Source organism: Mycobacterium sp. (genome assembly GCF_035623875.1).
Classification (GTDB): Bacteria; Actinomycetota; Actinomycetes; order Mycobacteriales; family Mycobacteriaceae; genus Mycobacterium.
Window position 1 is genome coordinate 1 of record NZ_DASPSP010000071.1, and the last position, 26,611, is coordinate 26,611.

25 protein-coding genes and 3 pseudogenes are annotated in these 26,611 nt (G+C 65.2%); 11 read left to right on the top strand and 17 right to left on the bottom strand.

Features of this window, described 5'->3' with window-relative positions:
- Positions 1–468, top strand: a 468-nt coding sequence (locus VEI45_RS06040) for a DUF3159 domain-containing protein (RefSeq protein ID WP_324851101.1), incomplete at its 5' end; no start/stop codon positions are given.
- Here the strand turns inward: VEI45_RS06040 and VEI45_RS06045 are convergent.
- Positions 419–1,081, bottom strand: coding sequence for a TrkA family potassium uptake protein (locus tag VEI45_RS06045; RefSeq protein ID WP_324851104.1), 663 nt, complete (start codon positions 1,079–1,081; stop codon positions 419–421). The genes VEI45_RS06040 and VEI45_RS06045 overlap by 50 nt on opposite strands.
- 2 nt (positions 1,082–1,083) lie before the next feature.
- Positions 1,084–1,749: a TrkA family potassium uptake protein gene (locus VEI45_RS06050; protein ID WP_324851106.1), complete on the bottom strand. Its 666-nt coding sequence runs from the start codon at positions 1,747–1,749 to the stop codon at positions 1,084–1,086.
- A gap of 132 nt (positions 1,750–1,881) precedes the next feature.
- Between VEI45_RS06050 and VEI45_RS06055 the strand changes: the two genes are divergently transcribed.
- Positions 1,882–3,876: an APC family permease gene (locus VEI45_RS06055; RefSeq protein ID WP_324851108.1), complete on the top strand. Its 1,995-nt coding sequence runs from the start codon at positions 1,882–1,884 to the stop codon at positions 3,874–3,876.
- Positions 3,873–5,087, top strand: coding sequence for a class I SAM-dependent RNA methyltransferase (locus VEI45_RS06060; protein ID WP_324851110.1), 1,215 nt, complete (start codon positions 3,873–3,875; stop codon positions 5,085–5,087). Before VEI45_RS06055 ends, VEI45_RS06060 begins: the two co-directional genes overlap by 4 nt.
- A gap of 3 nt (positions 5,088–5,090) precedes the next feature.
- Here VEI45_RS06060 and VEI45_RS06065 read toward each other — a convergent pair.
- The 4 genes and pseudogenes from VEI45_RS06065 to VEI45_RS06080 all read right to left on the bottom strand — a co-directional run.
- Positions 5,091–5,576 (bottom strand): annotated as a pseudogene (locus tag VEI45_RS06065) (SLC13 family permease); the annotation flags it as partial.
- A gap of 312 nt (positions 5,577–5,888) precedes the next feature.
- Entirely contained in the window at positions 5,889–6,335 is a 447-nt protein-coding gene (locus VEI45_RS06070; protein WP_324851112.1) for a CBS domain-containing protein, read from the bottom strand.
- 97 nt (positions 6,336–6,432) lie between these two features.
- A complete protein-coding gene (locus VEI45_RS06075) occupies positions 6,433–7,734 on the bottom strand; it encodes an ArsB/NhaD family transporter (protein ID WP_324851114.1) in 1,302 nt (433 codons plus the stop codon).
- A 55-nt stretch (positions 7,735–7,789) separates the two neighbouring features.
- Positions 7,790–8,233 carry a CBS domain-containing protein gene (locus VEI45_RS06080; protein WP_324851116.1) on the bottom strand — a complete coding sequence of 148 codons (444 nt, stop codon included), beginning with the start codon at positions 8,231–8,233 and terminating at the stop codon, positions 7,790–7,792.
- A gap of 645 nt (positions 8,234–8,878) precedes the next feature.
- Between VEI45_RS06080 and dxs the strand changes: the two genes are divergently transcribed.
- Positions 8,879–10,798, top strand: coding sequence for a 1-deoxy-D-xylulose-5-phosphate synthase (gene dxs, locus VEI45_RS06085; RefSeq protein ID WP_324851118.1), 1,920 nt, complete (start codon positions 8,879–8,881; stop codon positions 10,796–10,798).
- 12 nt (positions 10,799–10,810) lie between these two features.
- Here dxs and VEI45_RS06090 read toward each other — a convergent pair whose 3' ends face one another.
- The 3 genes and pseudogenes from VEI45_RS06090 to VEI45_RS06100 form a co-directional block, all read right to left on the bottom strand.
- A complete protein-coding gene (locus VEI45_RS06090) occupies positions 10,811–12,067 on the bottom strand; it encodes a ribonuclease D (protein ID WP_324851120.1) in 1,257 nt (418 codons plus the stop codon).
- 1 nt (position 12,068) lies between these two features.
- Positions 12,069–12,700, bottom strand: a pseudogene (locus VEI45_RS06095) (DUF3000 domain-containing protein).
- An 80-nt stretch (positions 12,701–12,780) separates the two neighbouring features.
- On the bottom strand, positions 12,781–13,617 hold the full coding sequence (locus tag VEI45_RS06100; protein WP_324851122.1) for an enoyl-CoA hydratase/isomerase family protein: 837 nt from the start codon (positions 13,615–13,617) through the stop codon (positions 12,781–12,783).
- Positions 13,618–13,685: 68 nt separating this feature from the next.
- On the opposite strand from VEI45_RS06100, the gene hemE reads away from it, so the two are divergent.
- The 5 genes and pseudogenes from hemE (at position 13,686) to VEI45_RS06125 (ending at position 18,409) form a co-directional block, all read left to right on the top strand.
- Positions 13,686–14,735 carry a uroporphyrinogen decarboxylase gene (gene hemE / locus VEI45_RS06105; protein WP_324851123.1) on the top strand — a complete coding sequence of 350 codons (1,050 nt, stop codon included), beginning with the start codon at positions 13,686–13,688 and terminating at the stop codon, positions 14,733–14,735.
- On the top strand, positions 14,732–16,114 hold the full coding sequence (locus VEI45_RS06110) for a protoporphyrinogen oxidase (protein WP_324851125.1): 1,383 nt from the start codon (positions 14,732–14,734) through the stop codon (positions 16,112–16,114). Before hemE ends, VEI45_RS06110 begins: the two co-directional genes overlap by 4 nt.
- 5 nt (positions 16,115–16,119) lie before the next feature.
- Positions 16,120–16,815: a hydrogen peroxide-dependent heme synthase gene (hemQ, locus tag VEI45_RS06115; protein WP_324851127.1), complete on the top strand. Its 696-nt coding sequence runs from the start codon at positions 16,120–16,122 to the stop codon at positions 16,813–16,815.
- A 46-nt stretch (positions 16,816–16,861) separates the two neighbouring features.
- The gene (locus VEI45_RS06120; RefSeq protein ID WP_324851129.1) at positions 16,862–17,611 is read left to right on the top strand and encodes a class I SAM-dependent methyltransferase; all 750 of its coding nucleotides are present in this window, start codon (positions 16,862–16,864) and stop codon (positions 17,609–17,611) included.
- Positions 17,612–17,660: 49 nt separating this feature from the next.
- Positions 17,661–18,409, top strand: a pseudogene (locus VEI45_RS06125) (class I SAM-dependent methyltransferase).
- Positions 18,410–18,452: 43 nt separating this feature from the next.
- On the opposite strand, the gene msrB reads toward VEI45_RS06125, so the two are convergent.
- Genes msrB through VEI45_RS06145 form a run of 4 tightly spaced genes read right to left on the bottom strand, consistent with a single transcriptional unit; the run spans position 18,453 to position 22,576 of the window.
- Positions 18,453–18,866, bottom strand: coding sequence for a peptide-methionine (R)-S-oxide reductase MsrB (msrB, locus tag VEI45_RS06130; protein WP_324851131.1), 414 nt, complete (start codon positions 18,864–18,866; stop codon positions 18,453–18,455).
- Positions 18,863–20,185 (bottom strand): arabinofuranan 3-O-arabinosyltransferase, encoded by a 1,323-nt coding sequence (gene aftC / locus VEI45_RS06135; RefSeq protein WP_324851133.1) that lies wholly within the window; start codon positions 20,183–20,185, stop codon positions 18,863–18,865. The genes msrB and aftC overlap by 4 nt, the downstream gene beginning before the upstream one ends.
- An 18-nt stretch (positions 20,186–20,203) precedes the next feature.
- Positions 20,204–21,763 (bottom strand): alpha/beta fold hydrolase, encoded by a 1,560-nt coding sequence (locus VEI45_RS06140; protein WP_324851136.1) that lies wholly within the window; start codon positions 21,761–21,763, stop codon positions 20,204–20,206.
- Positions 21,764–21,793: 30 nt separating this feature from the next.
- The gene (locus VEI45_RS06145; protein WP_324851138.1) at positions 21,794–22,576 is read right to left on the bottom strand and encodes a pyrimidine reductase family protein; all 783 of its coding nucleotides are present in this window, start codon (positions 22,574–22,576) and stop codon (positions 21,794–21,796) included.
- Positions 22,577–22,611: 35 nt separating this feature from the next.
- On the opposite strand from VEI45_RS06145, the gene zapE reads away from it, so the two are divergent.
- Positions 22,612–23,295, top strand: a complete 684-nt coding sequence (gene zapE, locus VEI45_RS06150) for an AFG1/ZapE family ATPase (protein ID WP_414687408.1) — start codon at positions 22,612–22,614, stop codon at positions 23,293–23,295.
- Here zapE and VEI45_RS06155 read toward each other — a convergent pair.
- The 3 genes from VEI45_RS06155 to VEI45_RS06165 all read right to left on the bottom strand — a co-directional run bounded on the left by VEI45_RS06155 (position 23,292) and on the right by VEI45_RS06165 (position 25,263).
- Positions 23,292–23,831 carry a GNAT family N-acetyltransferase gene (locus tag VEI45_RS06155; RefSeq protein ID WP_414687409.1) on the bottom strand — a complete coding sequence of 180 codons (540 nt, stop codon included), beginning with the start codon at positions 23,829–23,831 and terminating at the stop codon, positions 23,292–23,294. The genes zapE and VEI45_RS06155 overlap by 4 nt on opposite strands.
- A gap of 129 nt (positions 23,832–23,960) precedes the next feature.
- On the bottom strand, positions 23,961–24,704 hold the full coding sequence (locus VEI45_RS06160; RefSeq protein ID WP_324851142.1) for a Clp protease N-terminal domain-containing protein: 744 nt from the start codon (positions 24,702–24,704) through the stop codon (positions 23,961–23,963).
- 73 nt (positions 24,705–24,777) lie between these two features.
- Positions 24,778–25,263 carry an SRPBCC family protein gene (locus VEI45_RS06165; protein WP_324851144.1) on the bottom strand — a complete coding sequence of 162 codons (486 nt, stop codon included), beginning with the start codon at positions 25,261–25,263 and terminating at the stop codon, positions 24,778–24,780.
- Between the two features lie 75 nt (positions 25,264–25,338).
- Here VEI45_RS06165 and VEI45_RS06170 point away from each other — a divergent pair, with 75 nt between their 5' ends.
- Complete coding sequence (locus VEI45_RS06170; RefSeq protein WP_324851146.1) at positions 25,339–25,731, top strand: DUF732 domain-containing protein; 393 nt, start codon at positions 25,339–25,341, stop codon at positions 25,729–25,731.
- Between the two features lie 537 nt (positions 25,732–26,268).
- Here the strand turns inward: VEI45_RS06170 and VEI45_RS06175 are convergent.
- The coding region (locus VEI45_RS06175; protein WP_324851148.1) for a DUF732 domain-containing protein at positions 26,269–26,611 on the bottom strand (343 nt) is incomplete at its 5' end.

The following is a 26,611-nucleotide window of genomic DNA, read 5'->3' on the forward strand; positions in this document are numbered from 1 at the left end:
CCCGCGGTGTCGGGACTCATCGGCGTCGTGGTCTGCGCGCTGATCGCCTACATGCTGGGGGAGTCCAAGGGCTATTTTCTGCTGGGCATCTGGACATCGCTGTTGTGGGCGGCGGTATTCGCGGCGTCCATCCTGATCCGACGGCCGGTTGTCGGCTACATCTGGAGCTGGCTGGGCGGGCACGATCGGGCCTGGCGCGATGTCCGCCGTGCGGTCTACGCCTTCGATATCGCCACGCTTACCTGGGTGCTGGTCTTCGCCGCCCGCTTCGTGGTGCAGCGGCTGCTGTACGACTCTGACCACACGGGCTGGCTTGTGGTGGCCCGGATCTCGATGGGCTGGCCGCTGACCGCAGCGTCGGCAGTGGTGACCTACCTGGCGATCAGGATGGCGCAGCGGGCACTGCAGATGGCCACCGTCATTGCAGAGGCAGCAACAGCTGGCGCAACTCCTCCTCCACCTCGGTGACCGCCACAAACAGCAACTCGTCACCACCTTCCAGCGGCTCGTCGGCCTGCGGCACGATGACCCTGGGCCCACGCAGGATCGTCACCAGCGCGGCGTCCCGCGGCAGCTCCAACTTCCGCACCGGCTTGCCGCCCCACGGCGTGTCGTCAGGCAGCGTGATCCCGACCAGGTTGGCCTGACCGTTCCGGAACTCCTTCAGCCGCACCAGGTCTCCGACTGCGACGGCCTCCTCGATCCAGGACGCCAGCATCCGCGGGGTGGACACCGCCCAGTCGACGCCCCAGGCGTCGGTGAACAGCCATTCGTTGCGGGGCTCGTTGACCCGGGCCACCACCCGGGGCACCGCGAACTCAGTTTTGGCCAGCAAGCTGAGCACTACGTTCGCCTTGTCGTCGCCGGTGGCTGCCACCACGACGTCGCATTCCTCGAGGCGTATCGACTGCAGCACGCTCATCTCGCAGGCGTCGCCGAGTCGCCAGTGCGCGGCCTTAATGGCGTCGACGTCGATGTGCGCGGGGTTGCGGTCGATCAGCGTCACATCGTGATCGTTGTCCACGAGTTCGCGGGCGACCGAACGACCGACCGCGCCGGCTCCGGCGATAGCTACTTTCATGCCTAGAGGTCCTCGCTCGGTGGTTGCGCCGCAATGGCCAATGCCTCAGCCACGTGGCCGGATATGGCGGCGATATAAACTTGATCGCCGGCTTGGATGACCGTCTTCGGTTCCGGAAGCACGCCGGCACCGAATCGGATCAGGAACGCCACCCGAGCGCCGGTGGCTGTTTCCAGATCGGTGGCCCGGTGGCCCACCCAGCCCTCGTGCAGCGCGACCTCGGCGACGGCGACCGTCCCGGTCGGGTCCCGCCACTTGGTGGTGTCGGTATCTCGGGTGAGCGCGTTGAGCAGCCGATCGGTCGTCCACGGCACGGTGGCAATCGTGGGAATGCCGAGCCGTTCGTAAACCTCCGCACGTTTGGCGTCGTAGATCCGCGCGACAACTCGCGGCACCTGGAAGATCTCCCGAGCCAGCCGGGCCGAAATGATGTTGGAGTTGTCGCCGGATGACACCGCGGCGAAGGCATCGGCCTCCTCGATACCCGCCCTGAGCAGCACGTCTCGGTCGAATCCCAGGCCGTGCACGCGCTCACCGGCGAAGTCGGGGCTCAGCCGGCCAAACGCGGTGCTGTCGCTGTCGATGACCGCGACGTCGTGGCCGAGCCGAGACAATCCGTTGGCCACCGACGACCCCACCCGGCCGCACCCCATAACAACCAGTCGCACTTGCGGGTCCTCTCGCGTGCGTGTTACTCGTCGGGTCCCACCGCCAACCGCGGTGGCCAGCCGGTTTGGGCCGCGACATCGCCGTCTAGTTAACCGTACCGGCAGGCCTGGTTGGGCTTACTCTTGGCTCTCGTGTCCAAACTTTCGACCGCGGCACGTCGGCTGGTGTTGGGTCGGCCGTTTCGCAGCGATCGACTGAGCCACACACTGCTGCCCAAGCGGATCGCCTTGCCGGTGTTCGCTTCCGATGCGTTGTCTTCGGTGGCTTACGCCCCCGAGGAGGTCTTTCTGATGCTTTCGGTAGCCGGGCTGGCGGCGTATTCGTTGACGCCGTGGATCGGCCTGGCGGTGGCGGCGGTGATGCTGGTCGTGGTGGCCAGCTACCGGCAGAACGTGCATGCCTACCCGTCCGGCGGCGGCGACTACGAAGTGGTTACCACCAACCTGGGCGCTAACGCCGGCCTTGCGGTCGCGAGCGCCCTGATGGTGGATTACGTTCTCACGGTGGCTGTTTCGACGGCATCGGCCATGTCGAACATCGGCTCTGCCATTCCGTTCGTGGCGAGCCACAAGGTGCTGTTCTGCGTGAGCGCGATCCTGCTGGTGATGGCGATGAACCTGCGCGGTGTCCGTGAGTCTGGGGTGGCCTTCGCGATCCCGACCTACGCGTTCATCGTCGGCGTCGGCGTCATGCTCGGCTGGGGGCTGTTCCGGATTTACGTCTTCGGCGAGCCGCTGCGGGCCGAATCCGCCGGCTTCGTGATGCATGCCGAGCGTAGCCAGATCGCCGGCTTTGCGATGGTGTTCCTGGTGGCGCGGTCGTTCTCGTCGGGCTGCGCGGCACTCACCGGTGTGGAGGCGATCAGCAACGGAGTACCGGCATTTCGAAAGCCCAAGTCGCGCAATGCGGCAACGACACTGCTCATGCTGGGCACGATCTCGGTCAGCCTGTTGATGGGCATCATCTTGCTGGCCGAGAAGACGAAAGTCCGGATCGTCGAGGATCCCGCCACGCAGCTGAGCGGTATCCCGCGCGACTATCAACAAAAGACTCTCGTCACGCAGATCGCCCAGGCGGTGTTCGGCAGCTTCCAGATCGGTTTTCTGCTGATCGCAGCGGTGACCGCGCTCATCCTGGTCTTGGCGGCCAACACGGCGTTCAACGGGTTCCCGGTACTCGGCTCCGTACTCGCGCAGCACAGTTATCTTCCGCGCCAACTACATACGCGCGGAGACCGGCTGGCATTCTCCAACGGCATCGTATTCCTGGCGGTGGCTGCTCTCGCGGCGATCATCGCGTTCCGCGCGCAGGTCACCGCGCTGATTCAGCTGTATATCGTCGGGGTGTTCATATCGTTCACGCTGAGTCAAATCGGCATGGTCCGACACTGGACGCGGTTGCTGCGCAATGAGACCGATCCCGCGGTCCGGCGCACGATGCTGCGTTCCCGGGTGGTCAACACGATCGGGTTCGTGGCCACCGGCACGGTGTTGTTCGTCGTCTCGATCACCAAGTTCCTTGCCGGCGCGTGGATCGCTGTTGTCGCGATGGTTTTACTTTTCGTCCTGATGAAAATGATCCGGAAGCATTACGACGCTGTCACCGTGGAACTGGAGCAGCAGGCTGCCGAAGACGCTGAGGTGGTCTTGCCCAGCCGCAACCACGCCGTGGTGCTGGTGTCGAAGTTGCATCTGCCGACGCTGCGCGCGCTGGCCTATGCGCGCGCGACGCGGCCCGACGTACTTGAGGCCGTCACGGTCAGCGTCGACGACGCCGAAACCCGTGATCTGGTCCGCAGATGGGAAGACAGCGATGTCAACGTGCCGCTGAAGGTCATAGCTTCGCCGTACCGCGAAATCACCCGGCCGATACTGGATTACGTTAAACGAGTGAACAAGGAATCGCCGCGCAGCGTGGTGACGGTCTTCCTGCCGGAGTATGTCGTGGGCCATTGGTGGGAGCATCTGCTGCACAATCAGAGCGCGCTGCGGCTGAAGGGCCGTTTGCTGTTCATGCCGGGGGTGATGGTGACATCGGTTCCCTGGCAACTGAATTCGTCGGAGCGACTCAAGGCAATGCATCCGCATGCGGCTCCCGGCGATGCCCGTCGAGGGATCTTCGATTGACACCCGAATCCAGCGCGGGGCTATCACCCGCTTCCGCGGAACTGACGCTGACCGCCGGCGCGCCCGCCAACGGGGGCAGTTGTGTGGCACGCCACGACGGCCGGGTGGTGTTCGTCCGCTACGCGCTGCCCGGCGAGAAGGTGCGGGTGCGGGTCACCGCAGATCGGGGTTCCTACTGGCACGCCGACGCTGTCGAGGTGATCGAGCCGTCGGACGACCGTAGGGCGTCGCTATGCCCGATCGCCGGAGTGGACGGTGCCGGTTGCTGCGATCTGGCTTTCGTCGAGCCGGAAGCGGCGCGTGTGCTCAAAGCCGAGGTCGTCTCCAATCAGCTTGCCCGCCTTGGCAATTACCAGTGGCATGGCGCGGTCCAACCGCTGACGCCGGTGGGCGCGACCGGTTGGCGAACCCGGGTCCGGCTCGACATCGGCGCTGACGGTCGCGCCGGTTTTCATCGCTACCGCAGCGATCAGCTGGTCACCGATCTCAACTGTGGCCAGCTGTCGGTCGGGATGACCGACGGCTTGGCGTGCACCGAATGGCCGCCCGGGGCGCACCTGCACGTCGTCATCGACGACGACGGTCAGCGACACGTGGTGCACACGGCGCGCCAGGGTCGACGAACGTCGACGGAAGTGGTCGAGGGCAACTTCCACGGCGTGCAGCGGGCAGGTCGGCACACCTGGCAGGTCCCGGTCACGGCTTTCTGGCAGGCGCACTGCGACGCGGCACGGACCTACAGCGAACTGGTCAGCGACTGGGCCCAACCGGCCCCGGGCATGGCCGCCTGGGATCTCTACGGTGGCGTAGGGGTTTTCGCCGCGGTGCTCGGTGACGCGGTCGGGGAGTCCGGACAGGTGATGAGCGTCGACAGCTCGCGGGCGGCGTCGCGGGCGGCACGCGCCACCTTAGCCGAGCTCGCGCAGGTGAGTGTGATCACCGATTCGGTGCGGCGGGCGCTGACCGCACAACGCCGCGGCGCGGACGTGGCTGTACTGGATCCGCCCCGCGCCGGCGCCGGACGCGACGTGATCGACTTGCTGGCCGCGGCCGAGGTCCCGCGGATAGTGCACATCGGTTGCGAGGCGGCGTCATTCGCCCGCGACATCGGTCTGTATCGGCGCCACGGCTACGTCGTCAATCAGATTTCGGCGTTCGACTCGTTCCCGCTGACCCATCACATCGAGTGCGTCGCGCTGTTGACGCACTGACAATTACGCAAGCACGAAATACCGCAACCACAAGTAGATCGCGCAAAGCGCGGTGGAGATCATCGTGATCACGATGCCCTTGCGGGTGAATTCCCCAAAAGAGATGGGGTGGCCGGATCGCACCGCTATGCCGAGCATGACGATGTTGGCACTGGATCCGACGGCGATCAGGTTGCCGCCCAAGTCACCGCCCAGCGCCAGCGACCACCACAGCACGTGGTGGTGGTGCGGTCCGGTCATTGTGGAGGCCAAGTGGCCGACGATCGGCGTCATCGTGGCCACGTAGGGCACGTTGTCGATGAAACCGGACACCAGTGTCGAAACAACCAGGATCAGCATGGTCGTCAGCAAGACGTTGCCGCCGGTGGCGCTGGCGGCCAGCTCGCCCAGAATCTTGATGATGCCGGTTTTGAACAGGGCGCCAACCATGATGAACAGGCCGACCATGAACAGCAGGGTGTCCCATTCGACGTTGGACATGTACTCCGAGATTGAATGCCTAGGCGACCACGAAGACCGTGATCGCGTAGTACATCATTGGCGACATTCCGCAATCGCCCGATCATATTTCAGTGCTACGGGCGGCAGGCGAACTGCATCCAGCGCGGGGGAGTCGATGTTCACGACCGGGAACTTCTCCACGATCTCCTCAGCACGCAGGCAGCCTACAATAAAATCCTTTGACGTTCCTGGGGATCAGGCGCTATGCCCTTTCCCCGGAACTGCTTCGCGCAGTTGCTTTTTGAGCGCTTCGGTTGACAGTGGCTAAGTTCTAGGTGAAGGCGAAGTAAATGTACCCGATCACTCTTTCAGAGCCGCGGCCAACAGACGAGACGCGGTGATGACCCCGTGCAACTTGTCGTTTTTGACTACGGCGACCAGCGGACTCCGCAGGCGAGCCATCACCTCGGCCACCTCGATGATGGTGTCATCGGCGTCCGCCACCGGAATGTGCTGGCGCTGCTTTGGCAGCATGTCGCGGATGGTCTTGCCGCTCAGCTTCTCTGCGGCGTGATCGGCCATCGATTCGGTCAGCACACCGGCCAGCCCGGGATCGTCTTGCACGTAGCCCGGCACGATGAAGCGGACGACTTGGGAGGCCGGTAACACCGCGTACGGTGTTTCCGATGTATCAGTCACAACCACGAGCCCGTTTAAACGGTGCTCTGCGAGCAGTCGGACCGCATCAAGCGCATTTGAGTCGATGTTGACGACTGGGAAATTCTCGTCGAGATCCTCTGCCCGCACACCGCCACAATACTTGCGTCGAGAGCTCCGGTGATCAGCTTCGGCATGGGTGTTTTCCAAGTCTCCGCCTGACCTGGCGCCCGGGCGGCGCGGCGATTTAACTCAGGACGAAGTAGCGCACCCAGAGATATGCGACGGAAATAACAAACGAAATCGCGGTCACTATCGCGCCCCTTCGAGTGAACCCCCAAAAAGACACGGGGTTGCCTGCGCGTTCCGCGATTCCGACGACGACGATATTCGCGCTGGCCCCGACAGCGGTGAGGTTGCCACCGAGGACGGTGCCCAGTAGCAGGGACCACCACAGCACACCTGAGCTGGCGTGGCCGTGAATGGACTCGGCGAACTCGGCGACGATCGGTGTCATGGTTGCGGCGTACGGAACGTTGTTGACAAAGCCGCTGAACAGGAAGGACACGCCGAGGATCAGCATCGTCGTCAGCCACTCATTGCCGTGGGTTGCATGGCTGGCCGCATGGGCCAAGCTACTGATGACGCCGGTCCGCACCAGGGCCCCGACCATGATGAACAGTCCCGCGAAGAACAGCAGCGTCTCCCACTCGACGCTGGACAGGTAAAACTCGCGGGTCAGCCCGGAGATAATGATCAGCATGCCGGCGCCGGTCATCGCTACCAGCGACGGCTCCATGTGGATCTCTTTGTGCGCGACGAACCCGGCGAACACCAGGATCAGAACAATCCCGCATTGAATCAGCAGCTTGCGATCTCGGATGGCTTCGTCCTGGTCCAGTGTCATGACATCGGCGACCCGCTCGGCATCGACGGTGAAAGCGCCGGGGAACATCCGGGGCAGCAGCAACAGCAGGGCGGCGAGCACGATGATCACCGCCGGCCCCATGTTGGCCAGGAACGAAATGAAACTCAGGTGGGCCCCGGTGCCGATGATGATCGTGGTTGGGTCACCGACGAGGGTCGCCGCGCCACCGATATTGGCGGCGAACGCTTCGACGATGAGAAACGGCGCTGGGCTGACCGCCAGCCGATCGCACACCAGCAGGGTGACCGGTGCGATCAACAAGACGGTGGTCACGTTGTCCAGAAAGGCCGATCCGAGCGCGGTGACCAACACCAGCAGGATCATGATCCGCAGCGGGGAGCCCTTGGCGCGCTTGGCCGACCAGATCGCAATGTATTCGAATACGCCGGTCTGCCGCACGACGCTGACGATGATCATCATCCCGAGGAGCAAAAAGATAACGTCCCAGTCGATCCCGGTGTCGCGGGAGTAGAAGACTTCATCGGAATTGATGACCGGCAAAAAGAACACGGCTACGGCGCCAGCTAGCGCGACCGTGGTCTTGTTGAAACGCTCGGTGGTGATCAACGCATAGGCGACCACGAACACTGTCGATGCATAGATGGCATGAAAGGCACTCACCAGCTGTCCTGCCGTTGGGTACGCGTCTGGTTGAGCATGTGCGGCGACGCAGCGCTTAAAACTTGAGCGCCGCGGCCAGCAGGCGCGATGCGGTGATCACGCCATGCAACTTCCCGTCCTTGGTGACCGCGATCAGCGGACTTCGCAGCCGCACCATCTCCGCGGCCACCTTGGTGACGGTGGCACGCGCATCGACCGATGGAATGTCGCGCAGGTAGTCGGGCAGCACGTCGCCGACCGTCTTGCCCGCCAAATTCTGCACGGCCTGGTCAGATGTCGGATCGCCGACGACACCGGCCAGTGTCAGATCGTCCTGCACATAGCGCGGCAGGATGAATCGCAGTATCGCGAACGCCGGCAGCACCGCGTACGGTTGCCCGGACGTGTCGGTGACCAAGAGCCCGGGCAGATGGTGCTCGGCGATCTTGCGAGCAGCTTCGACTGCGTCGGAATCGATGGGCACGATGGGGAACTTCTCTTCGAGGTCCTCTGCCCGCACACGGACACCATACTGAACTCCGGTGCTCCGCGTGACCTGGCATCCGGGCCGAGAACGTGATGAAGCTCAGGTGGCCTCCGGTGCCGATGATGATGCTGGTTGGGTCGCCGACCAAGGTGGCCGTCGCGGGAGTAGAAGACTTCATCGGAATTGATCACTAGCAAGAAGAACATGGCCACCGCGCCGCCCAGCGCCACCAATGTCTGGCTGAAACGCTCCGTCGCGATCAACACGTAGGCGACCACGAACACCGTGGTCACGTAGATGGCATGAAAGGCGCTCATTGGCGGTCCTGCCGCCGTGCGTACCCGTGGCTGGGCACCGCGCAGGCCGAAACGGCGCTCAAGATTTCAGCGCCGCCGCCAATAGGCCGGACGCGGTGATCACGCCGCCCAACCTGACGTCTGTCTGCTCAGCGCGGTCGCGTCCACCGTGCAAGTCATCGTGCACTCCTGAATCGCCCTGAATAGCAGGGAAACCCCGAATAACACGAAATAAACGCCGACCAGGCTTCCCGGCTCACCGGGGCGTAACGCTATCAGCCTCGCCGAGGCTGCGCGCGTTGTTGATTTTTGGCGTCGGGTGCCAGCGAGGTATCTCCGCAGGTCGGCAAAGTTCGCTGGCGGTCGTGCGTACACTGGCGAAATGCTTGAACAGATCCGCGGGCCCGCCGATCTGCAGTACCTTTCCCAGGCGGACTTGCGGGATCTGGCCGACGAGATCCGCGAGTTTCTGATTCACAAGGTGGCCGCCACCGGAGGGCATCTGGGGCCTAACCTCGGCGTCGTCGAGCTGACACTGGCATTGCATCGGGTTTTCGACTCGCCACACGATCCGATCATCTTCGACACCGGACACCAGGCCTACGTACACAAGATGCTGACCGGTCGCGCCGCGGACTTCGAGACGCTGCGCAAAAAGGGTGGGTTGTCGGGTTATCCGTCTCGGGCCGAGAGCGAACACGACTGGGTTGAGTCAAGCCACGCCAGCGCAGCGTTGTCCTACGCCGACGGGTTGGCCAAGGCGTTCGAGCTGACCGGGCACCGCAACCGGCACGTGGTGGCGGTCGTGGGCGACGGCGCGCTCACCGGCGGCATGTGCTGGGAGGCGCTGAACAACATCGCGGCCGCGCACCGGCCGGTGATCATCGTCGTCAACGACAACGGCCGCAGCTACGCCCCGACCTTCGGCGGTTTGGCCGACCATCTGGCCGCCTTGCGGCTGCAGCCCAGCTACGAGCACCTCTTGGAGCGGGGCCGTACGGCGGTTCGCGGGATGCCGGTGTTCGGCGAATTGGCCTACCACGTCATGCACAGCGTCAAAGCCGGTGTCAAGGACGCGCTTTCGCCGCAGCTGCTGTTCACCGACTTGGGTTTGAAGTACGTCGGGCCGGTCGACGGCCACGACGAACATGCCGTGGAGACCGCGCTGCGCAGCGCCCGCGGATTCCGCGGCCCGGTGCTGGTGCACGTGGTCACCCACAAGGGCATGGGCTACGGCCCAGCCGAGGCCGACGAGGCCGAGCAGATGCATTCCTGCGGGGTGATTGACCCGGCGACCGGGATCGCGACCAAGGTCCCGGGACCGAGCTGGACGGCGACGTTCTCCGAATCGCTGATCGACTATGCGACCAGACGCCGCGACATCGTCGCGATCACCGCCGCCATGCCCGGGCCTACCGGGCTGACGGCGTTCGGGCAGCGTTTCCCGGATCGGCTGTTCGACGTCGGCATTGCCGAGCAGCACGCGATAACGTCGGCCGCCGGCCTGGCCATGGGCGGCATGCACCCAGTGGTGGCGATCTATTCGACATTCCTCAACCGCGCATTCGACCAGATCATGATGGACGTCGCGATGCACAAGCTGCCGGTCACCGTGGTGCTTGATCGGGCCGGCATCACCGGACCGGACGGGGCCAGCCACAACGGCATGTGGGATCTGTCGATGCTGGGCATCGTCCCCGGGATGCGGGTTGCCGCGCCCAGGGATGGCACCCGACTGCGCGAAGAGCTCGGCGAGGCGCTCGACATCAACGACGGTCCCACTGCGATCAGATTCCCGAAAGGCGATGTCGGCGAAGAAATTCCGGCGCTTCAGCGGCGCTCCGGCGTAGACGTGCTCGCGGTGCCGGCCGACGGGCTGACCGCCGATGTGCTGCTGGTGGCGGTCGGGGCATTCGCATCGATGGGCCTGGCGGTGGCCGAGCGGCTGCGCAACCAGGGCATTGGTGTGACAGTGATCGACCCGCGGTGGGTGCTGCCGGTTTCGGATGTGGTGGCCGAATTGGCGCGCGCGCACAAGCTGGTCGTCACGTTGGAAGACAACGGCGTCAACGGCGGCGTTGGTTCGGCGGTGTCAGCGGCATTCCGGCACAACGAGATCGATGTGCCGTGCCGCGACGTCGGACTGCCGCAACAATTCTTCGACCACGCGTCGCGCGGCGAGGTGCTCGCCGAAGCCGGTCTCACCGAGCAGAACGTGGCCCGCCAGGTCACCGGCTGGGTGGCAGCTGCCCTGGGCAACGGTGTTGAGTCCGCAGCGGAGATCAGCGAGCACCTGGATTAGCGACGGCGACGGTCAGTCAACGGGTTTCAGTGCTGCGGCCAGTACCGGGTCCACCAGCTCACGCTGCCAACAGCGCGCCTGGCCGGCGGCCAAGAACTCGTCAATTGCCGTCGCCGGATCGTCGGCGCCCTCCCAATCCCAGCACAGCCGTCGTACCAGGTCGGGCGAGACCAGGTTCTCGGTAGGCACCGAGACCCGTTGGGAGAGTTCACGCAGCGCAGTGCGGGCAGCATCTAGTCGTGCCGCGGCCTCTGGTCTGCGCTTGAGCCAGCGCGCTGGCGGCGGTGGTCCGTTGGGCGGCTCGGTCTCCTCGGCGGGACCGGGGTTTTCCCGCGCTGATTTGAGGGCCGCCAACCATGTGGTGGCGTTACGGCGTTGCCGGCGACCGCCGAAGATCGGCAGGGCGATCAAGTCGTCGATCGTCTTCGGGTCGGCGATGGCGGCTTCGATGATAGCCGAGTCGGGCAAGATGCGCCCCGGCGCGATATCGCGCCGTTGAGCGATTTCGTCTCGCGCGGCCCACAATTCGCGAACCGCAGCCAAGCCGCGCTGGTTGCGCACCCGGTGGATTCCGGATGTGCGTCGCCAGCGATCCCTGCGGGTCGGTGGTGGGTCCTGGCCCACGGTCCGCAGGTAATCGAATTCCTCTGCGGCCCAATCGGTTTTGCCCTGCTCCGCCAGCACGCCCGCGATCGCGTCCCGTAATTCGATGAGCACTTCTACGTCGAGGGCCGCGTAGTTCAGCCACGCTGAGGGCAGCGGACGTCTGGACCAGTCCGCCGCGCCGTGGCCTTTCGCCAGACCCACACCGAGCAGCCGTTGTGCCTCGGCCGCCAGGTTGACCCGGTCGAAGCCGGCCAACCGCCCGGCCAGCTCGGTGTCGTACAGCGCCGGCGGTCGCATGCCGACCTCGGCCAGGCACGGCAGGTCCTGATCGGCGGCGTGCAGAATCCACTCGTCCTCGGCGAGCACCTCGGCGACGGGCCGCAGCACGCTCAACGGGTCGCCGCCGTGGCTGACCGGATCGATGAGCACGGTGCCGGCGCCGGCCCGGCGGATCTGAATCAGGTAGGCGCGGTTGGAGTAACGAAACCCCGAGGCTCGTTCGGCATCGACTGCGAATGCTCCGTGCCCGCCGGCCAGCAGTTGTGCGGCGGCAGCGATCTCGCTGGCGGTCGTCGAGAGGTCGGGCACACCGTTGGCGGGCGCAAGCAGCGGCGTTACGTCTGGCTCCGTGCTTTCCGGTTCTTCGACTGTGGCCTCGGCCATGTCAGACGCGGGACCGTGTGCCCAAATCCGTCACCCCGACCGGTGGCAGCCCTGCCGCATGTTCGAGCACCTCGCAGAACGCCTCGACGTGTGTGCCAATGTCAGGGGTGATCGCGGTCCAGGACGCGCGCAGCTCCAGCTGGTGGGCGCGCGGCGGTCCGGAGATGTCTCCGTAGCGCACCGAGCTGGTGGCGGTGACCGTGCCGCCGAGCGCGGTGACATGCTCGGCGCGGGTGTCCAGCGCGTCGACCAGCCAGCTCCACGCCACCTCCGGCAGCAGCGGGTCGACGGCCTCGCTGGAGTCCAGGTCGGCCTGGATGTAGGCGACCAGCCGCATGGTGCCATCCCAGGCCTCGGCCCCATCCGGGTCGTACAGCAGGATCAGCCGGCCGAACGCGTCACCGTCGGACTGCTCCGGCACCTGGTCGAGCTCGGGGCGTTTGACCTCGGCGCCAAGCGCGTAGCTGAACGGCGCCAGACGCTGAGGCGGCCGGATCGGGCCCAGCTCGATTTCCGAGCGCACGCAGGCAGCACTCATCGCCGCGACCGCATCGCGAAACGGGACCGGCTCGGCTGTTGTCACGAGCGCCGCTCCTCTTCATCGCCACGCTCTGCATCGTCGCTGGCGCGCACAACCTCTGACGCTAGACCTATCGGCCGATATGCGGAAAAAGGCGCGCCGTTTCGGCGGGGAGGGTACCGGCGGTACCGGATTATTCGGCGGTTCCCGCGGAGTCCGAGTCGGCGGAGAAACGCGCCGGCCGCTTTTCGCGGTGGGCGGCCAGACCCTCCCGGACGTCAGGCCCGCCGAACCCCAGAAACTCTAGGCCCAGGGATGTTTCGAAGGCCGGTGCGAACATCCGGTACCAATGGTTGAGGCTGTGCTTGGTGAAGCGGATCGCCGCCTGCGCGCCTTGCGCCAGATCCGCCGCGATGCGAGCTGCGGTGCCGAGCACCTCGTCGTCGTCCACACAAATCGAGACCAGCCCGATCCGTTCCGCTTCCTGGCCCGACAGTGGCTCGCAGGTGAGCAGGTAGTACTTGGCCTTGGCCATGCCGACCAGCAGCGGCCAGCAGATGGCCGCGTGATCGCCCGCGGCCACACCCAGCTTGGTGTGCCCGTCGATGATCCTGGCGGTTCGCCCGGCCACCGAAACGTCGGCGAGCAGCGCCACCACCAGGCCCGCGCCGACGGCGGGTCCGTGAATCGCCGAAATCACCGGCTTGTCGAAGTTGACCATGTTGAGTACCAAGTCGCGGGCCTCGCGCATGATGCGCAGCCGGTCGTTGAACTCGCCCATCGTCTCGTCGATCAGATCGAAGCTGCCCCCGGAGGAGAATGCCTTGCCTTCGCCGCGGACCAGGACGGCGCGCACGTCGGGGTCGCGATCGATCACCGGCCAGATGTCGGCGAGATCGCGGTGCATCTGCGGCCCGACCGAATTGAGCCCGGGAGCGTCGAGAATCAGGTGCAGCACACCGTTCTCACTCGATTCGATTCGCAGACTTGGGAATTCGTCGTAGTCGACTGATGGATGGCGCACTGGCATATCTGGATGTTACGCACGTCCGAACCGGCGGCTTATCGCACCCGCCGGTCGTGGCAGCATTGAGGTTGATGAGTATGCGTCGCACGCTTCCCGAATCGCCGTATCTGGCCGCGGCAACCGGCCGCAAACCGCACCGGGTGCCGGTGTGGTTCATGCGGCAGGCAGGCCGATCGCTGCCGGAATACCGTGCACTGCGGGCACAGCACAGCATGATGGCGGCGTGCTTCGACGCCGAACTGATCACCGAGATCACCCTGCAGCCGATACGCCGTCATGACGTCGACGCCGCGATCTTGTTCTCCGATATCGTGGTCCCGCTGCGCGGCGCCGGCGTCGACTTGGACATCGTCCCCGACGTCGGACCTGTCATCGCAGCGCCAGTGCGCACCGCCGCCGACGTCGATGCATTGAAACCTATTGAACCACAACGTGTTCAGCCGGTTTCGGATGCGGTTTCGCTACTCGTGGAGGCGCTGGGCGATGTTCCGCTGATCGGGTTCGCGGGGGCACCGTTCACGCTGGCGTCCTACCTGGTCGAGGGCGGCCCGAGTCGCCACCACGCCCGCACCAAGGCGATGATGCTGGCCGAACCGACCTGCTGGCATGCGCTGATGGAAAAGCTGACTGACCTCACCATCGGGTTTTTGCGGGTCCAACTCGACGCCGGGGTGGATGCGATCCAGGTGTTCGACTCGTGGGCGGGCGCGCTGTCGCTGGCCGACTACCGTCGCTACGTGCTGCCGCACAGCGCGCGGGTATTCGCGGCACTCGCCGACCGCGGCGTCGCGATGACGCATTTCGGGGTCGGCACCGCAGAACTACTGGGCGCTATGGCGGAGGCAGGTGCCACGGTCATCGGCGTCGATTGGCGAACCTCGCTGGTCGATGCCACCGCGCGAGTCGAGACCGGGACGGCGCTTCAGGGCAACCTCGATCCGGCGGTGTTGCTGGCCGGCTGGCCGGCGGTGGAGCGGGCCGCCCGCGCGGTGGTCGACGACGGGCGACGCGCTGTGGACGCCGGCGCGGCCGGGCACATTTTCAACCTTGGGCATGGCGTGCTGCCGGAAACCGATCCCGGTGTGCTCACCGACCTGGTGTCGCTGGTCCACTCGTTATGACGTCCGGCGCTCACTCGTATTGTGTTGTTGGCGGCGGAATCTCGGGTCTGGCAGCGGCCTACCGGTTACGGACGGTCCTCGGCGACGAGGCGAGCATCACGTTGTTCGATCCGGCCGACCGGCTCGGCGGGGTGCTGCGCACCGAGCAGGTCGGCGGTGTCCCGATGGACGTCGGCGCCGAGGCGTTCGTCGTACGGCGGCCCGAGATGCCGGCGCTGCTAGACGAACTGGGCCTGGCGAACCGGCAAGTCGGAACCACCGGAGCGCGCCCGCTGATCTACAGCCAGAATCGGCTGCATCCGCTGCCGGCAGCCACGCTCAATGGCATTCCGTCGTCCGCAGAGTCGATGGCCGGCTTGGTGAACGACGCCACCCTCGCGCGTATTGCTTCCGAGCCGAGTCGTCCGTTTCGCTGGCAGCCCGGCGGCGATCCCGCCGTCGCCGACCTGGTGGCAGACCGGTTCGGCGAGCAAGTGGTGGCCCGGTCGGTGGATCCGATGCTCGGCGGGGTGTACGCGGGGTCGGCCGCGACCATCGGACTACGCTCGGCTGCCCCGACCCTGGCTGCCGTTCTGGACGGCGGCGCCGCCCACTTGACCGACGCGGTCCGCCAGGCCCTGATGAGCGTCACCGCAGGCCCGATATTCGGCGCGGTGGGCGGCGGTTACACCGTGCTGGTCGACGAACTCGTTCGTCGCAGCCGGCTCAATTGGGTCCAGGCGGCGGTGGACGGTATCGAGGCTGCTGAAGCTCCTGGGCGGGGTTGGACGCTGCGCGACGACGCTGGTGGCCAGTGGCGCGCCGACGCGGTAATCCTGGCCGTCCCGGCTGCCCGCCTGGTCGGGCTCGCCGACGCCATCGCGCCGCGCACCGCCGCCGCGGCGAGCCGCATCGCCAGCGCCTCCTCGGTGGTGGTGGCGCTGGCCGTGCCCCGCGGTATCCGGTTCCCGCAGAGTTCGGGCGTGCTGGTCGCGAGCGGAGAACGGTTGCACGCCAAAGCCGTTACGTTGTCGTCGCGAAAGTGGGGACGACGTACCGATGTGGAGCTACTGCGACTCTCGTTCGGGCGCTTCGGCGAAGAGCTCGCCCGCCGCGCTTCCGACGACGAGCTGCTGGCGTGGGCGATACAGGACCTGGGCACCGTTTTCGGGCTGACTGTCGACCCGGTGGACGTCCGGGTGCAGCGCTGGCCGGACGCAATGCCGCAATACGGCCCCGGCCATCGCGACCTGGTCGCCGAACTGCGCGCAGGACTGCCGCCGACCGTGGCGGTGGCAGGCAGCTACCTCGACGGGATCGGGGTGCCGGCGTGCATCGCCGCGGCTGGCCGAGCGGTTACCAGCGCGATCCGGGCGGTCGAAAACCCCGTGGCACCATAGTTCTCATGGCCCGCTTGGATTACGACGCACTCAACGCCACCGTTCGCTATCTGATGTTCTCGGTGTTCTCGGTTCGCGCCGGGGCTCTTGATGACGACCGTGGGGCCGTCATCGACGAGACTGCGACCTTCCTCAAGCAGCGCGAAGAGCGCGGCGTTGTGGTGCGCGGGCTTTACGACGTGGCCGGCTTTCGGGCAGATGCCGATTTCATGATCTGGACGCACGCCGAAACTGTTGAAGCGCTGCAGGCCACCTACGAGGATTTCCGGCGCACCACCACGCTGGGCCGGGCGTGCACGCCGGTGTGGAGCAGTGTGGCGCTGCACCGGCCGGCCGAGTTCAACAAGAGCCACATCCCGGCGTTTCTGGCGGGCGAGGAGCCGGGTGCCTACGTCTGCGTCTACCCGTTCGTGCGGTCCTACGAGTGGTATCTGCTGCCCGATGAGGAGCGCCGTCGCATGCTCGCAGAACATGGCATGGCGGCCCGCGAATACAAAGATGTCCGGGCGAACACCGTGCCGGCGTTCGCGCTTGGTGACTACGAGTGGATCCTGGCGTTCGAGGCCCCTGAGCTGCATCGGATCGTCGACCTGATGCGCGAGTTGCGGGCCACCGACGCGCGGCGGCACACCCGCGAGGAGACGCCGTTCTTCACCGGCCCGCGGGTGCCCGTCGAACGGCTGGTGGCCTCGCTGCCATGACGCTGATCGTTGCATCGCCGATAGTTCACGTTATATCGTTAACGTCATGAACGAACCTGCACAGGCCGATCCGAGCCGCTTTGAAGAGATGTACCGCGATCAGCGGCTCTCGCACGGCTTGCCGGCTGCCACGCCGTGGGACATCGGCGGCCCGCAGCCGGTCGTACGGCAACTTGTCGCGCTAGGGGCGATCAAGGGCGAAGTTCTTGACCCGGGTACCGGTCCGGGCCACCACGCCATCTACTACGCGTCACAGGGTTACTCGGCCACCGGCATCGACGCGTCACCGACCGGGCTGGAGCGGGCCAGAGAGAACGCGCGGAAAGCCGGAGTGTCGGTGAACTTCCAACTGGCCGACGCGACAAAGCTTGAGGGTCTGGAGAGCCGCTTCGACACGGTCGTTGACTGCGCCTTCTATCACACGTTTTCGACCGAGCCGGAGCTGCAGCGTGCGTACGCGCAGGCTTTGCACCGGGCGACCAAGCCCGGAGCGCGGCTCTACATGTTTGAATTCGGCCCCGGCAATGTCAACGGTTTCCAGATGCCACGATCGTTGTCCGAGGACGACTTTCGTCAGGTGTTCCCCGACGCTGGCTGGGAGATAACGTATTTGGGTCCGACCACCTACCTGATCAACATGAGCGGGGAAACCCTTGACATGATGCTCGCCCGCAATCCTGATATGGCCGAGCAGATCAAGCCGCTCGTCGAGCGATTCCGGATCATCGAACCCTGGCTCACCAACGGTCGGGCCTACGCCCCGTTCTGGGCAGTGCACGCGACTCGAGTGGACTAGGGCGGCGCCGAGTCAAGCATGGCATCGACAAACGCTTTATCGTGACGGGATGGGCGAGCATGCACACGTCGATCCCACCCGCTACGAGAAGATGTATGCCGATCGGCAGGTCTCGCACGGCTTGCCGGCAGCTACGCCGTGGGATATCGGCGGCCCGCAACCCGTCGTCCAGCAACTCGTCGCGTTAGGGGCGATCAAGGGCGAGGTTCTTGACCCAGGTACTGGCCAGGGCCACCACGCCATTTACTACGCGTCACAGGGCTACTCGGCGACTGGCATCGACTCCTCACCGACCGCAATCGAGCGGGCGAAGGAGAACGCGCGGAGCGCCGGGGTCTCGGTGAACTTCCAGGTGGCCGACGCGATGGCCCTGGAGGGTCTCGAGAATCGCTTCGACACGGTCGTCGACTGCGCCTTCTATCACCTCTTTTCCGACGTGATGGTGCTCAAGAGGTCGTATGCGCAGAATCTGCACCGAGCGACCAAGCCCGGAGCGCGGCTCTACATGTCGAATTCGGCCCCGGCAACGTCAACGGCTATGGTGCGCCGCGGTCGCTATCCGTGGATGACTTCCTGCAGGTGTTCCCCGACGCCGGTTGGGAAATCACGTATTTATGGCCGACCACGTATCAGGTCAACATCAGCGTAGAAGCCTTTGAGATGATGATCGCGCGCAATCCCGATAAGGCCGAGCAGATCAAGCCCATGGTGGAACGGTTTCGGTTATTCCAGTCGTGGCTGCCCAATGGTCGGGCACACGCCCCGTTCTGGGAGATGTACGCAACACGACTGGACTAGTTCCTTGCGCCAAGTGGCCACCACTGGCCATTCGGCAGGAAAGTCAGCTCGGCACCAAGCGCAGGCAGATCGAGTTGATGCAGTAGCGCTGATCCGTCGGAGTCGGATAGCCCTCTCCGGCGAACACGTGGCCCAGATGGCTGTGGCAGTTGGCGCACAACACTTCGGTGCGGACGGTGCCCATCGAGCGGTCGGGGCGCAGGATCACCGCGTCGGAGTTGGCCGGGTCGAAGAATGACGGCCAGCCGCAATGGGATTCGAACTTCTCCGAACTGCGGAACAACTCGGCGCCGCACGCCCGGCATTGGTAGATGCCAGTGGTCTTGGTGTCGGTGTACTCACCGGTGAACGGGCGTTCGGTCCCGGCCCGTCGCAGCACCGCGAACTCGTCGGGGGTCAGTTTTTGACGCCACTCGTCGTCGGTAAGTTGCACGTGCGGCTGCTGGGAAGCGGTCATGCATTCACGCTAGCGCGCTCCGGCTTGGACGTCAGCCATGCTGGATCAATCCCGTCCTCCAGGCGGTTCTCGGCCTTGGCATCCAGATAGCGGAAGTAGAGCACGGTGAATACCACGATCAGCAGTAGCGACCAGCCGTAGGTGATCTTCAGGTAGTCCAGCGGCCGCCCGATGTACATCCAGTGCAGCAGCAGCCACTTGTCCATCGTCAGGAAGCCGTAGACGCCCAGCCAGGCGGGCCAATTGCGAATCACCGAATTGGGCAGCACCGCCGTCATCAGGAACGGGAACAGCATCATCGAGTAGTAGCCCTGGGCCAGTGACAGCACCAGCCACGACCACAGCAACAGCACGCCCGACGATGTGGTGAACCAGAACAGCGGATCACGAGTGCGGTAGTAGCGGTACAGCAGCCACAAGCTGCCAATCGCGAGCAGTGTGAACAGGATTCGCAGGAACAGGATCAACCAGGTCGGCAGGCCGAAGTAGACGCCGTTGCCTTCGATCGAGCTGTTGAAGTAGTCGCGGACGCCCAACGTGTACGGCAGAGTGCGGGTGAAGAAGTCCATCGGGTGCACGACCAGGGGCAGCGCGGCCAGGTTGAACGCCACCGGTACCACGATGGCGGCCAGCACCGCGCGCCACTGACGGTTCAGCAGCGGCAGCAGCAGCAGGGGCAGCAGCACCGGTTTGACCACCAACGCCAGCCCGATCGCGACACCGGCCCACCACTGATGTCTGACGCTGCCGGCTTTGGAGCCATCGAGCAGCCACCGCAGGAACAACACCTCGAGCAGCAGGATGACGCCGTTGATGTTGGTGAAAACCAATGTGCTCGTGACGGATTCGGTGCAGAACATCGCGAGCAGCAAGGCTGGGGCCGCCACCGAGGTCAGCGCGAAGTTGAACATCCGCAAGAGGACGTAGGCAGCGATGACGATGGCGGCACTGTTGATGGCGATGAACAGGTAGCGTGACTCCGCGAACGGCAGATAGCCAAACGGCGCCATGATCAGCGTGCCGCCGGGCGGATACAGGTAGTGCGGGTCGACGTAGTCGAAATGCTCGTTGTAGAACTCCAAGCCGTGCCGGAAGTTCGACAGCGCGCGGTAGACCGGCTTGAAGTCGTCGGTGATGTTGCCGTTGGCGGGCAACACGACGGTGCGGTGGATCACCGACATGATGGCCAGCGGCCACAGCACCGAACGCAGCACGGTGGCAGTGCTCGGTGCGGCCGTGCGGGGACCAAAGGTGGCCTGCGCCCAATCGCGCAGGCCGCCACGAAGGGAATCAACTGCCGTCACGAGCGCACCGTACACGGGCGATCGCCCGAAGGATCAGGCGGGACAGTAGGTGTCGGTGGAGGGCAACTGGCCGCTGTCGAGGTAGCCGATCAGCGGGGGGACCGCGCATGAGGAATAGACGCTGGCGCCGTGGCCGATCCCTTGCCACATCACCCGCTTGCTGGCCGCAGTGGCGTTGATGATGGTGGCGGCGGTGGCCGAGACGCCTTCCGACCCGACAATCGGATCGCTCTGCACGCCCATGAGAAGCACGTTGACTTTGAGCTTCTTCGGTAGCTGGGGGGGCGACGCGCTCGGCCACGACACGCATTTGACGAGATTGAGCGCACCGACGGTGCCGAACTGGGGGTAGAGCTTGCCCCAGGCGACCACTAGTTCTCGAACCCGGTCGGGTGTGGGGCGGTTGATCGCGTCACTGCACGAATTGACGAACTGCCCGTCGGTGCCGGTGATGCCCTCCGCCCGATTGATCAGGCTGGTCAGCAAGTTGGTGTCACCGGAGCGGGCGTTTGCGAGTGCGGTGGCCAAGTCGTTGGTGGCGCTGACGCGGTCACCGGTGGGGTAGCCCAGCGCGGTGCCGATGGCGTTGGCAAGGGAGGCTGTTGACGTACTCGCCGGGCCGTGGCTGGCGCGGGCGTCGGCCAGCAACGAGCTGACCGCGGCTTTGGGGTCGGGGCCCAGGGGGCAGTTCACCGCAGCGCACTGGGCGGCGAATGCGTCCAGTGCATCCTGCTGGCCTTTGACCTTTTGCTCGGCGGCGGCTTCGGCGCCGACGCCCAACGCGATCGGGGAATCGAGGACCAGCCGGGCGACCTTGTCGGGATGCGAGCTCGCGTAGGAGAGCGCTACTTGGGCGCCGTTGCCGATGCCGATCATCGCCAGCGCCGGTACGTCCCAGGTACTACGCAGCCGCTCGATGTCGGTGGCAGCGTGGGTGTCGTCGTAGGCGGAGTCGCCGGGCGCAATGGTGTCGGTGCAGCTGGTGGTGGCGTTCTGCACGATGGCGGCGAGGTTGGCGACCGGGTCGTTGCCGGCTTCGAACTGCGACTGGTCGCGGATCTCCTGGCGGTCGAATTGGTCGAGACAGTCCACCGGGCTCGACATGCCCATGCCGCGGCGATCGATGGCGACGATGGGATGGCTGCGCAGCACGTCGGCGCCGGCCCGCGCCAGCCACACCGGCAGTTGCAGCGACGAGGGCAGGTCCGAGCCGGTGGTGAAAACCAGTGGGCCGGCGTCGTGCGGAGTCTGCACCGAGCGGGCGCGCACCACACCGATGCTCAGCGTCCCGGCCGCACCGTTCACAGGATCGAGGTCGGCGTCGTAGCTCGCGCAATCCAGCTTGACGCCGGGCGCTGCGGGGACCGCGGCGTCGGCGAATTCCTTTGACGTGCAGTCACGCCACGACAAATCGTTCTTGGGTGTTGCGATCGGCGGCGGACCATTGGGCGGCTTCGCTGTCGTCGCCTGCCCCTGCGGCCGCGCACCTGAGTTGGTGGCGAAACGCGGGTTGGCGGCCAATCCAGGTGCACAGCCGGCCAGCAACCCAGTCACCACGATCAACGACGTGGCGATTGTGGCGTGCCGGCTCATGCGACCACAGTAGCCATTCCTGCGGGGTGCTTAGGCTTTGACGTAGCGGGTGTACAGGTAACCGTCGTCGTCGGTAAGGATGTGCGCGCAGCGCATCCCGGTCAGCACCTGCCCCGGGCCAGCGGCGATGCGGCCGGCCTGACCCCCGACCAGGCTCGGCGCGATCGTCAGGCACAGTTCGTCGACCATGCCGCGCTCGACGAACGAGCCGAATAGCGTCGGACCGCCCTCGGTCAATACCCGGTACAGGCCGCGGTCGGCCAGCGCGGCCAGCACCATGGCGTCGTCGACTCGAGCGGGGTCGTCGACCGAGCATTCAACGACCTCTGCAAGGCCGGCGAGTCCGCTTCGGGTCTGGTCGACGACCGCGGCGCAGGTGCACACCAGCGGCGGCACCTCAGTGCGGGTGAAAACCGGCATATCCCGCTCCAGGCGACCGGATCTAGTGACCATCGCCAGCTGCGGGACCTCGTTTTGTCCGCGGGCCTGGCGGCCCTGGCGCTGGGCGATGGTCAAGCGTGCGCCGGCATAACCCTCGGCTCGCACCGTGCCCGCGCCGACCAGGATCACGTCGGCGAGTTCCCGCAGCACGCTGAACACCGCCCGATCCCCGGACCCACCCAGCTGGCCCGACTTGCCGCCGAACGTCGCGCCGCCGTCGAGGCTGGCGATGAAGTTCGCCCGCAGCCACGTCCTGTTCAGTTCCGCCGGGTAGCCGTACAGCTCGGGCAATTCGCTGCCGTCGAGTTCGTCGACCGAGCCGAGCAGTCTCAGCTGCATCCCGCCGGCGTGGTCGACAGCTTGGTCACGCATGCGCATCATTGCAACACGTCGGTAGGGTGCCCTGCATGCACGGCCCCAGCTCCGCGGGTGCCACCGGCGGGGTCGCTCATCTGGTCGATCGGCAGCCCACGGTGTCACCCGAACGGCTGATTGTTCAGCTGACGCCGCCGACCTTCGCCGACGTGAGCTTCGCGAGCTATCACCCTGACCCGGCCGAGCCGACGCAGTCCGCCGCCGTCGCGGCATGCCAACAGTTCTGCCGGCAGGCCGTCGAGCGCCGGGCCGGCCGCAAGAAGCTGTTCGGCGGGCGAGAGGCGCTGCCGGGCAGCGGGCTATACCTCGACGGTGGTTTCGGTGTCGGAAAGACGCATTTGCTGGCCGCTGCTTACCGTCAGCTGCCCGACCATGCGGCCGGTCCCAAGGCGTTTGCGACGTTCATGGAGACACTCGACGACTTCGACGCCCTCTGCGCCCACCTGGCCACCATGCACCCGTCGCGTTATTCGACGTTGATCGAGGGTGTGACGGCGGTTTTTCTGACGGGAGCGCACGCCATCGACGACCAGAACGTAGCGCTGCGGCTGGTAGCGCTGACCGACCGGCTCTACGACGCCGGCATCCCGGTGCTGGCTTCGGGGGAGAAGCTGGACCGCATCTTCAGCGACGAGATGCTGGCCGGTGGCTTCCGGAAGAAGTACCTGCGGGCGATGTCGCGGCTGCTGGCGCTGACCGCGGCTGTCAACGCTTAGGCCGCAGCAAACTGGCGCACCATGACATAGTCGCTTTCGGTACGGGTGCCTAACTGAAAAGTCCTGGTGCCATTGATTGTAAACCCGCACTTGCTGTAAAACCGTTGTGCGCGAAGATTTTTCTGATTGACACCCAGCCACATGCATTGGGCGCCCCAGTCGACGGCAGCGGCGAGCGCGGCGTCCATCAGTGCGGTGGATACGCCAGAGCCGTGCTTGTCCGGCAGCACATACATCTTCGAAAGTTCCACGGCTGGTCGAACGGGCACGGCGCGCTGCACGTGGGGGTCGTCGCCGACACCGCGAATCAGCATGGCGTAACCGACAATTCGACCGTCTTGACTGGCGGTGAGGATCAGCCGTCGCGGATCGGCAAGATACTCGGCGAAGCGTTCGTCGGATAGGTTGGCGTCGACGAATGCCGCGATGTTCGCGGGCGTGACCGACGGGGGACACGCCAATGGAAAGGTGCGTCCTGCGACCGCAGCCAACTCGGCAATGTCGACGGAATCAACCGTCGCGATGCACACTGCCAAAAGCGGTTTCGCGGCTATAGGTTCCACTGCGCCAAGTGATAGCCCGTCTTCTTGTCCAGCAGCAAGCGGCGCATCCTTTCTCCTCTGGGCCGGCCTCTACGACTCTCGCATGATGGCACACGGCGACGACTACGTCGCCTGTTTCTTACCGGCCACCAGAGATTCGAGCACGGCGGTCAGATCGGCTTCGACGCGGTCTTTGTCGATGCCCGCCTGGTGCAGCGGCCCGCTACCGTCTTCCAGTTCGAGGAGCGCGAGCAACAGATGCTCGGTGCCGATGTAGTTGTGGCCCAAGCGAAGTGCTTCACGGAAGGTCAGCTCGAGTGCTTTGCGGGCCGGACCGCTGAACGGGATCAGCTGTGGTGGATTATCGACGGCCAATGGCAGCGTGATCGCTGCACGGACCGATTCGGGGTCGACCTGCTGCGCGGTGAGCAGCTTGGTGGCCAGCGCGTCGGGGTCACCCAACAGACCCAGCAATAGGTGGTCGGGCGTGATCTTGCCGTTGCCAGCCTCATGCGCGGCGTTCTGAGCGACGACGACGACGTTGCGGGCCCGGGGGGTGAAACGTTCGAAGCCCTGGTTGGGGTCGAGTGACGTGGCCTCGGCCCGCAACACGAACCGCTTCTGCGCTGCTTGCTTGGTGACGCCCATGCTCTTGCCGATGTCGGTCCAGGAGGCTCCCGATCGGCGGGCCTGATCGACGAAGTGCCCGATCAGATGGTCGGCGACCTCGCCCAGGTGCTCGGCCGCCAAGACGGCGTCGCTGAGTTGGTCCAGCACGTCGGTGTGGACCTGCTTGATGGCGTTGATCAGCTCGTCGAGTCGGACGGGATGGGCGACCGGTGTCGGCCCAGAGGCGGAGTCTGTCATGCCGTCAACGTTAGGTTGACGGTGGCAATTCGTCAACTACAGGTTGACGTCGAGATTTGTGAGCGGTGCTCACTCAGCCTTTCGAGTATCCGCGGCGCACAGTCCGATCGAGGATGCCCAGCGTGGCCCGCAACGCGAGTTCAGACATGACGGGAAAAATTCCGGCCTCGCGCCACTGCTCGTGGATGTCGGACCAGTCGTAGAACGAGGTGACGAGCGTGCCGTCACCCTGCTCGTCGGGTTCGAGCCGGTAGCCGTACACGTGGCCGATCTGCGGGCGAAGCTGGCCCAAAACCGTCCACGAGATCAGCCGGTCGGGCTCGAAGTCGCGAATGGTGACGGTGACGTCGTACTTGCCCAGTTCTGGAAAGTCGTTGAGCGACTCACGGTCCATATGAACGACGAAGCTGTCACCGGCGGCGGCAACGGGCCCGCCTTCGGCGTCCTGCAACATTCCGGATGAGTCGATGGCGACATGACCCTGTGGATCGCAGAGCACTGCGAAGATGTCGGCTGGGGGAGCGGCGATTTTGCGTTGGACTTCGATTTTCTCGGCCACCGTCTGATCTTGGCAGCATTCCCGGGCCGGTGGTGCAGATACGACAACAGCGCCGCCGTGAGTCATGATGGAGCGATGCGACGTCTCCTGGTGCTGGTTGGCATCGCCGTCACCCTGGGTTCAGCTGTGCCGGCCCAGGCTGGCCCCGGCAGCGCTGACCCGGGCGTTGATGCGAGCTTCCTGGACGCGCTGACGAAGGCAGGTATCACCTTTAGCAACGGAGCCAGCGCCGTCAACGCGGGCAAGACGGCATGTGGGCTGATGGACCAGGGCCAGCCGGAACTTGACGTCATCCAGCACGTGACCGAGCAGAACCCGGGAATCAGCACCACCAGCGCCGCCAAGTTCACCGCAATTGCAGCAAGCGCCTACTGCCCGCAATACCTGCAACGGGCCAGCGACAACGGCGGCGAGAGTACCGAGCCCCCACCGAACCGAGTGGGCATATCCGGTGGACGGCGAGAGTAACGGCGCTGCCGCACAACGGCGTGTGGATGGTCGGGTGTCGTTCCGCGGCGCGCGTCGACATAGAGCCCGATCGGTGGACCGTCATGCGAGACTCCACAGATGGCGTTCACGGTGGTAATGATGACTCCTACGCCGTAAACGAAGCCGGCGTGCTTACCGTTACCATCGCGAACCCGAGGTTCACCAGGCAGATTTACTCTCCAAGCGGCTGGCTAGAGGTAGTCGTAACCAACCCGGGCATCGATGCAGGCGCAACGCGCACCGTCATGGGCCATAAGCTGCGCTCCTGATCTGTCGCTTCGGCAATATAGCTGCCCAAACAGCAACCGCAGTTCGCTGTCGATTACTTCACGACCGCGGACGTTGCGACGCTGGCCGAACGACAAGTCGCCGTTAGGGTGACGCATCACTAGATGGCCTCGCCGCAGCTTTATTCAAGACATAAACCAGCACCGCTAGGAATAGGACATACGAGAGTTCGCGTTGAACCTGGGCCGCCAAATCGACTTTCAAGATTTGGATTGGTTTGCCCCGCAGCTACTCTCGGCTGCTGCCCGATATTCCCACTCGGCCGGGTGGGGGTGGCGCGCTCGCCCCGCCGGTGTCGCTGGCGCGTTGTAAGAATTGCGGACAGTAAGCGCTGGCCGCGATCGCGGTGAACTGAGCGGCTCTAGTCGTGTTCAAGCCCGGATTCTGCCGCGCCACGTGTTGGATGACGTCAAGTTCGGGCTGCCCTTGCTCCATCATCCCGCATGCCGCCTTACCGTCCTTGACGGCGCCTGTCCGGCTTAGGACGGTGATGCCCGCTTTGGTGAGCGCATCGAGAAAGCTCGCATCAAGGTTCGGATCAGAGCTGCCCGGGCCAGCATGCGCGGGCGGG

Excerpts from the sequence above, each read along its gene's own strand:
- VEI45_RS06045 (WP_324851104.1), bottom strand. The coding sequence starts at position 1,081 with ATGAAAGTAGCTATCGCCGGAGCCGGCGCGGTCGGTCGTTCGGTCGCC.
- dxs (WP_324851118.1), top strand. The coding sequence starts at position 8,879 with ATGCTTGAACAGATCCGCGGGCCCGCCGATCTGCAGTACCTTTCCCAG.
- VEI45_RS06090 (WP_324851120.1), bottom strand. The coding sequence starts at position 12,067 with ATGGCCGAGGCCACAGTCGAAGAACCGGAAAGCACGGAGCCAGACGTA.
- VEI45_RS06100 (WP_324851122.1), bottom strand. The coding sequence starts at position 13,617 with ATGCCAGTGCGCCATCCATCAGTCGACTACGACGAATTCCCAAGTCTG.
- hemE (WP_324851123.1), top strand. The coding sequence starts at position 13,686 with ATGAGTATGCGTCGCACGCTTCCCGAATCGCCGTATCTGGCCGCGGCA.
- VEI45_RS06110 (WP_324851125.1), top strand. The coding sequence starts at position 14,732 with ATGACGTCCGGCGCTCACTCGTATTGTGTTGTTGGCGGCGGAATCTCG.
- hemQ (WP_324851127.1), top strand. The coding sequence starts at position 16,120 with ATGGCCCGCTTGGATTACGACGCACTCAACGCCACCGTTCGCTATCTG.
- VEI45_RS06120 (WP_324851129.1), top strand. The coding sequence starts at position 16,862 with ATGAACGAACCTGCACAGGCCGATCCGAGCCGCTTTGAAGAGATGTAC.
- msrB (WP_324851131.1), bottom strand. The coding sequence starts at position 18,866 with ATGACCGCTTCCCAGCAGCCGCACGTGCAACTTACCGACGACGAGTGG.
- VEI45_RS06140 (WP_324851136.1), bottom strand. The coding sequence starts at position 21,763 with ATGAGCCGGCACGCCACAATCGCCACGTCGTTGATCGTGGTGACTGGG.
- VEI45_RS06145 (WP_324851138.1), bottom strand. The coding sequence starts at position 22,576 with ATGCGTGACCAAGCTGTCGACCACGCCGGCGGGATGCAGCTGAGACTG.
- zapE (WP_414687408.1), top strand. The coding sequence starts at position 22,612 with ATGCACGGCCCCAGCTCCGCGGGTGCCACCGGCGGGGTCGCTCATCTG.
- VEI45_RS06160 (WP_324851142.1), bottom strand. The coding sequence starts at position 24,704 with ATGACAGACTCCGCCTCTGGGCCGACACCGGTCGCCCATCCCGTCCGA.
- VEI45_RS06170 (WP_324851146.1), top strand. The coding sequence starts at position 25,339 with ATGCGACGTCTCCTGGTGCTGGTTGGCATCGCCGTCACCCTGGGTTCA.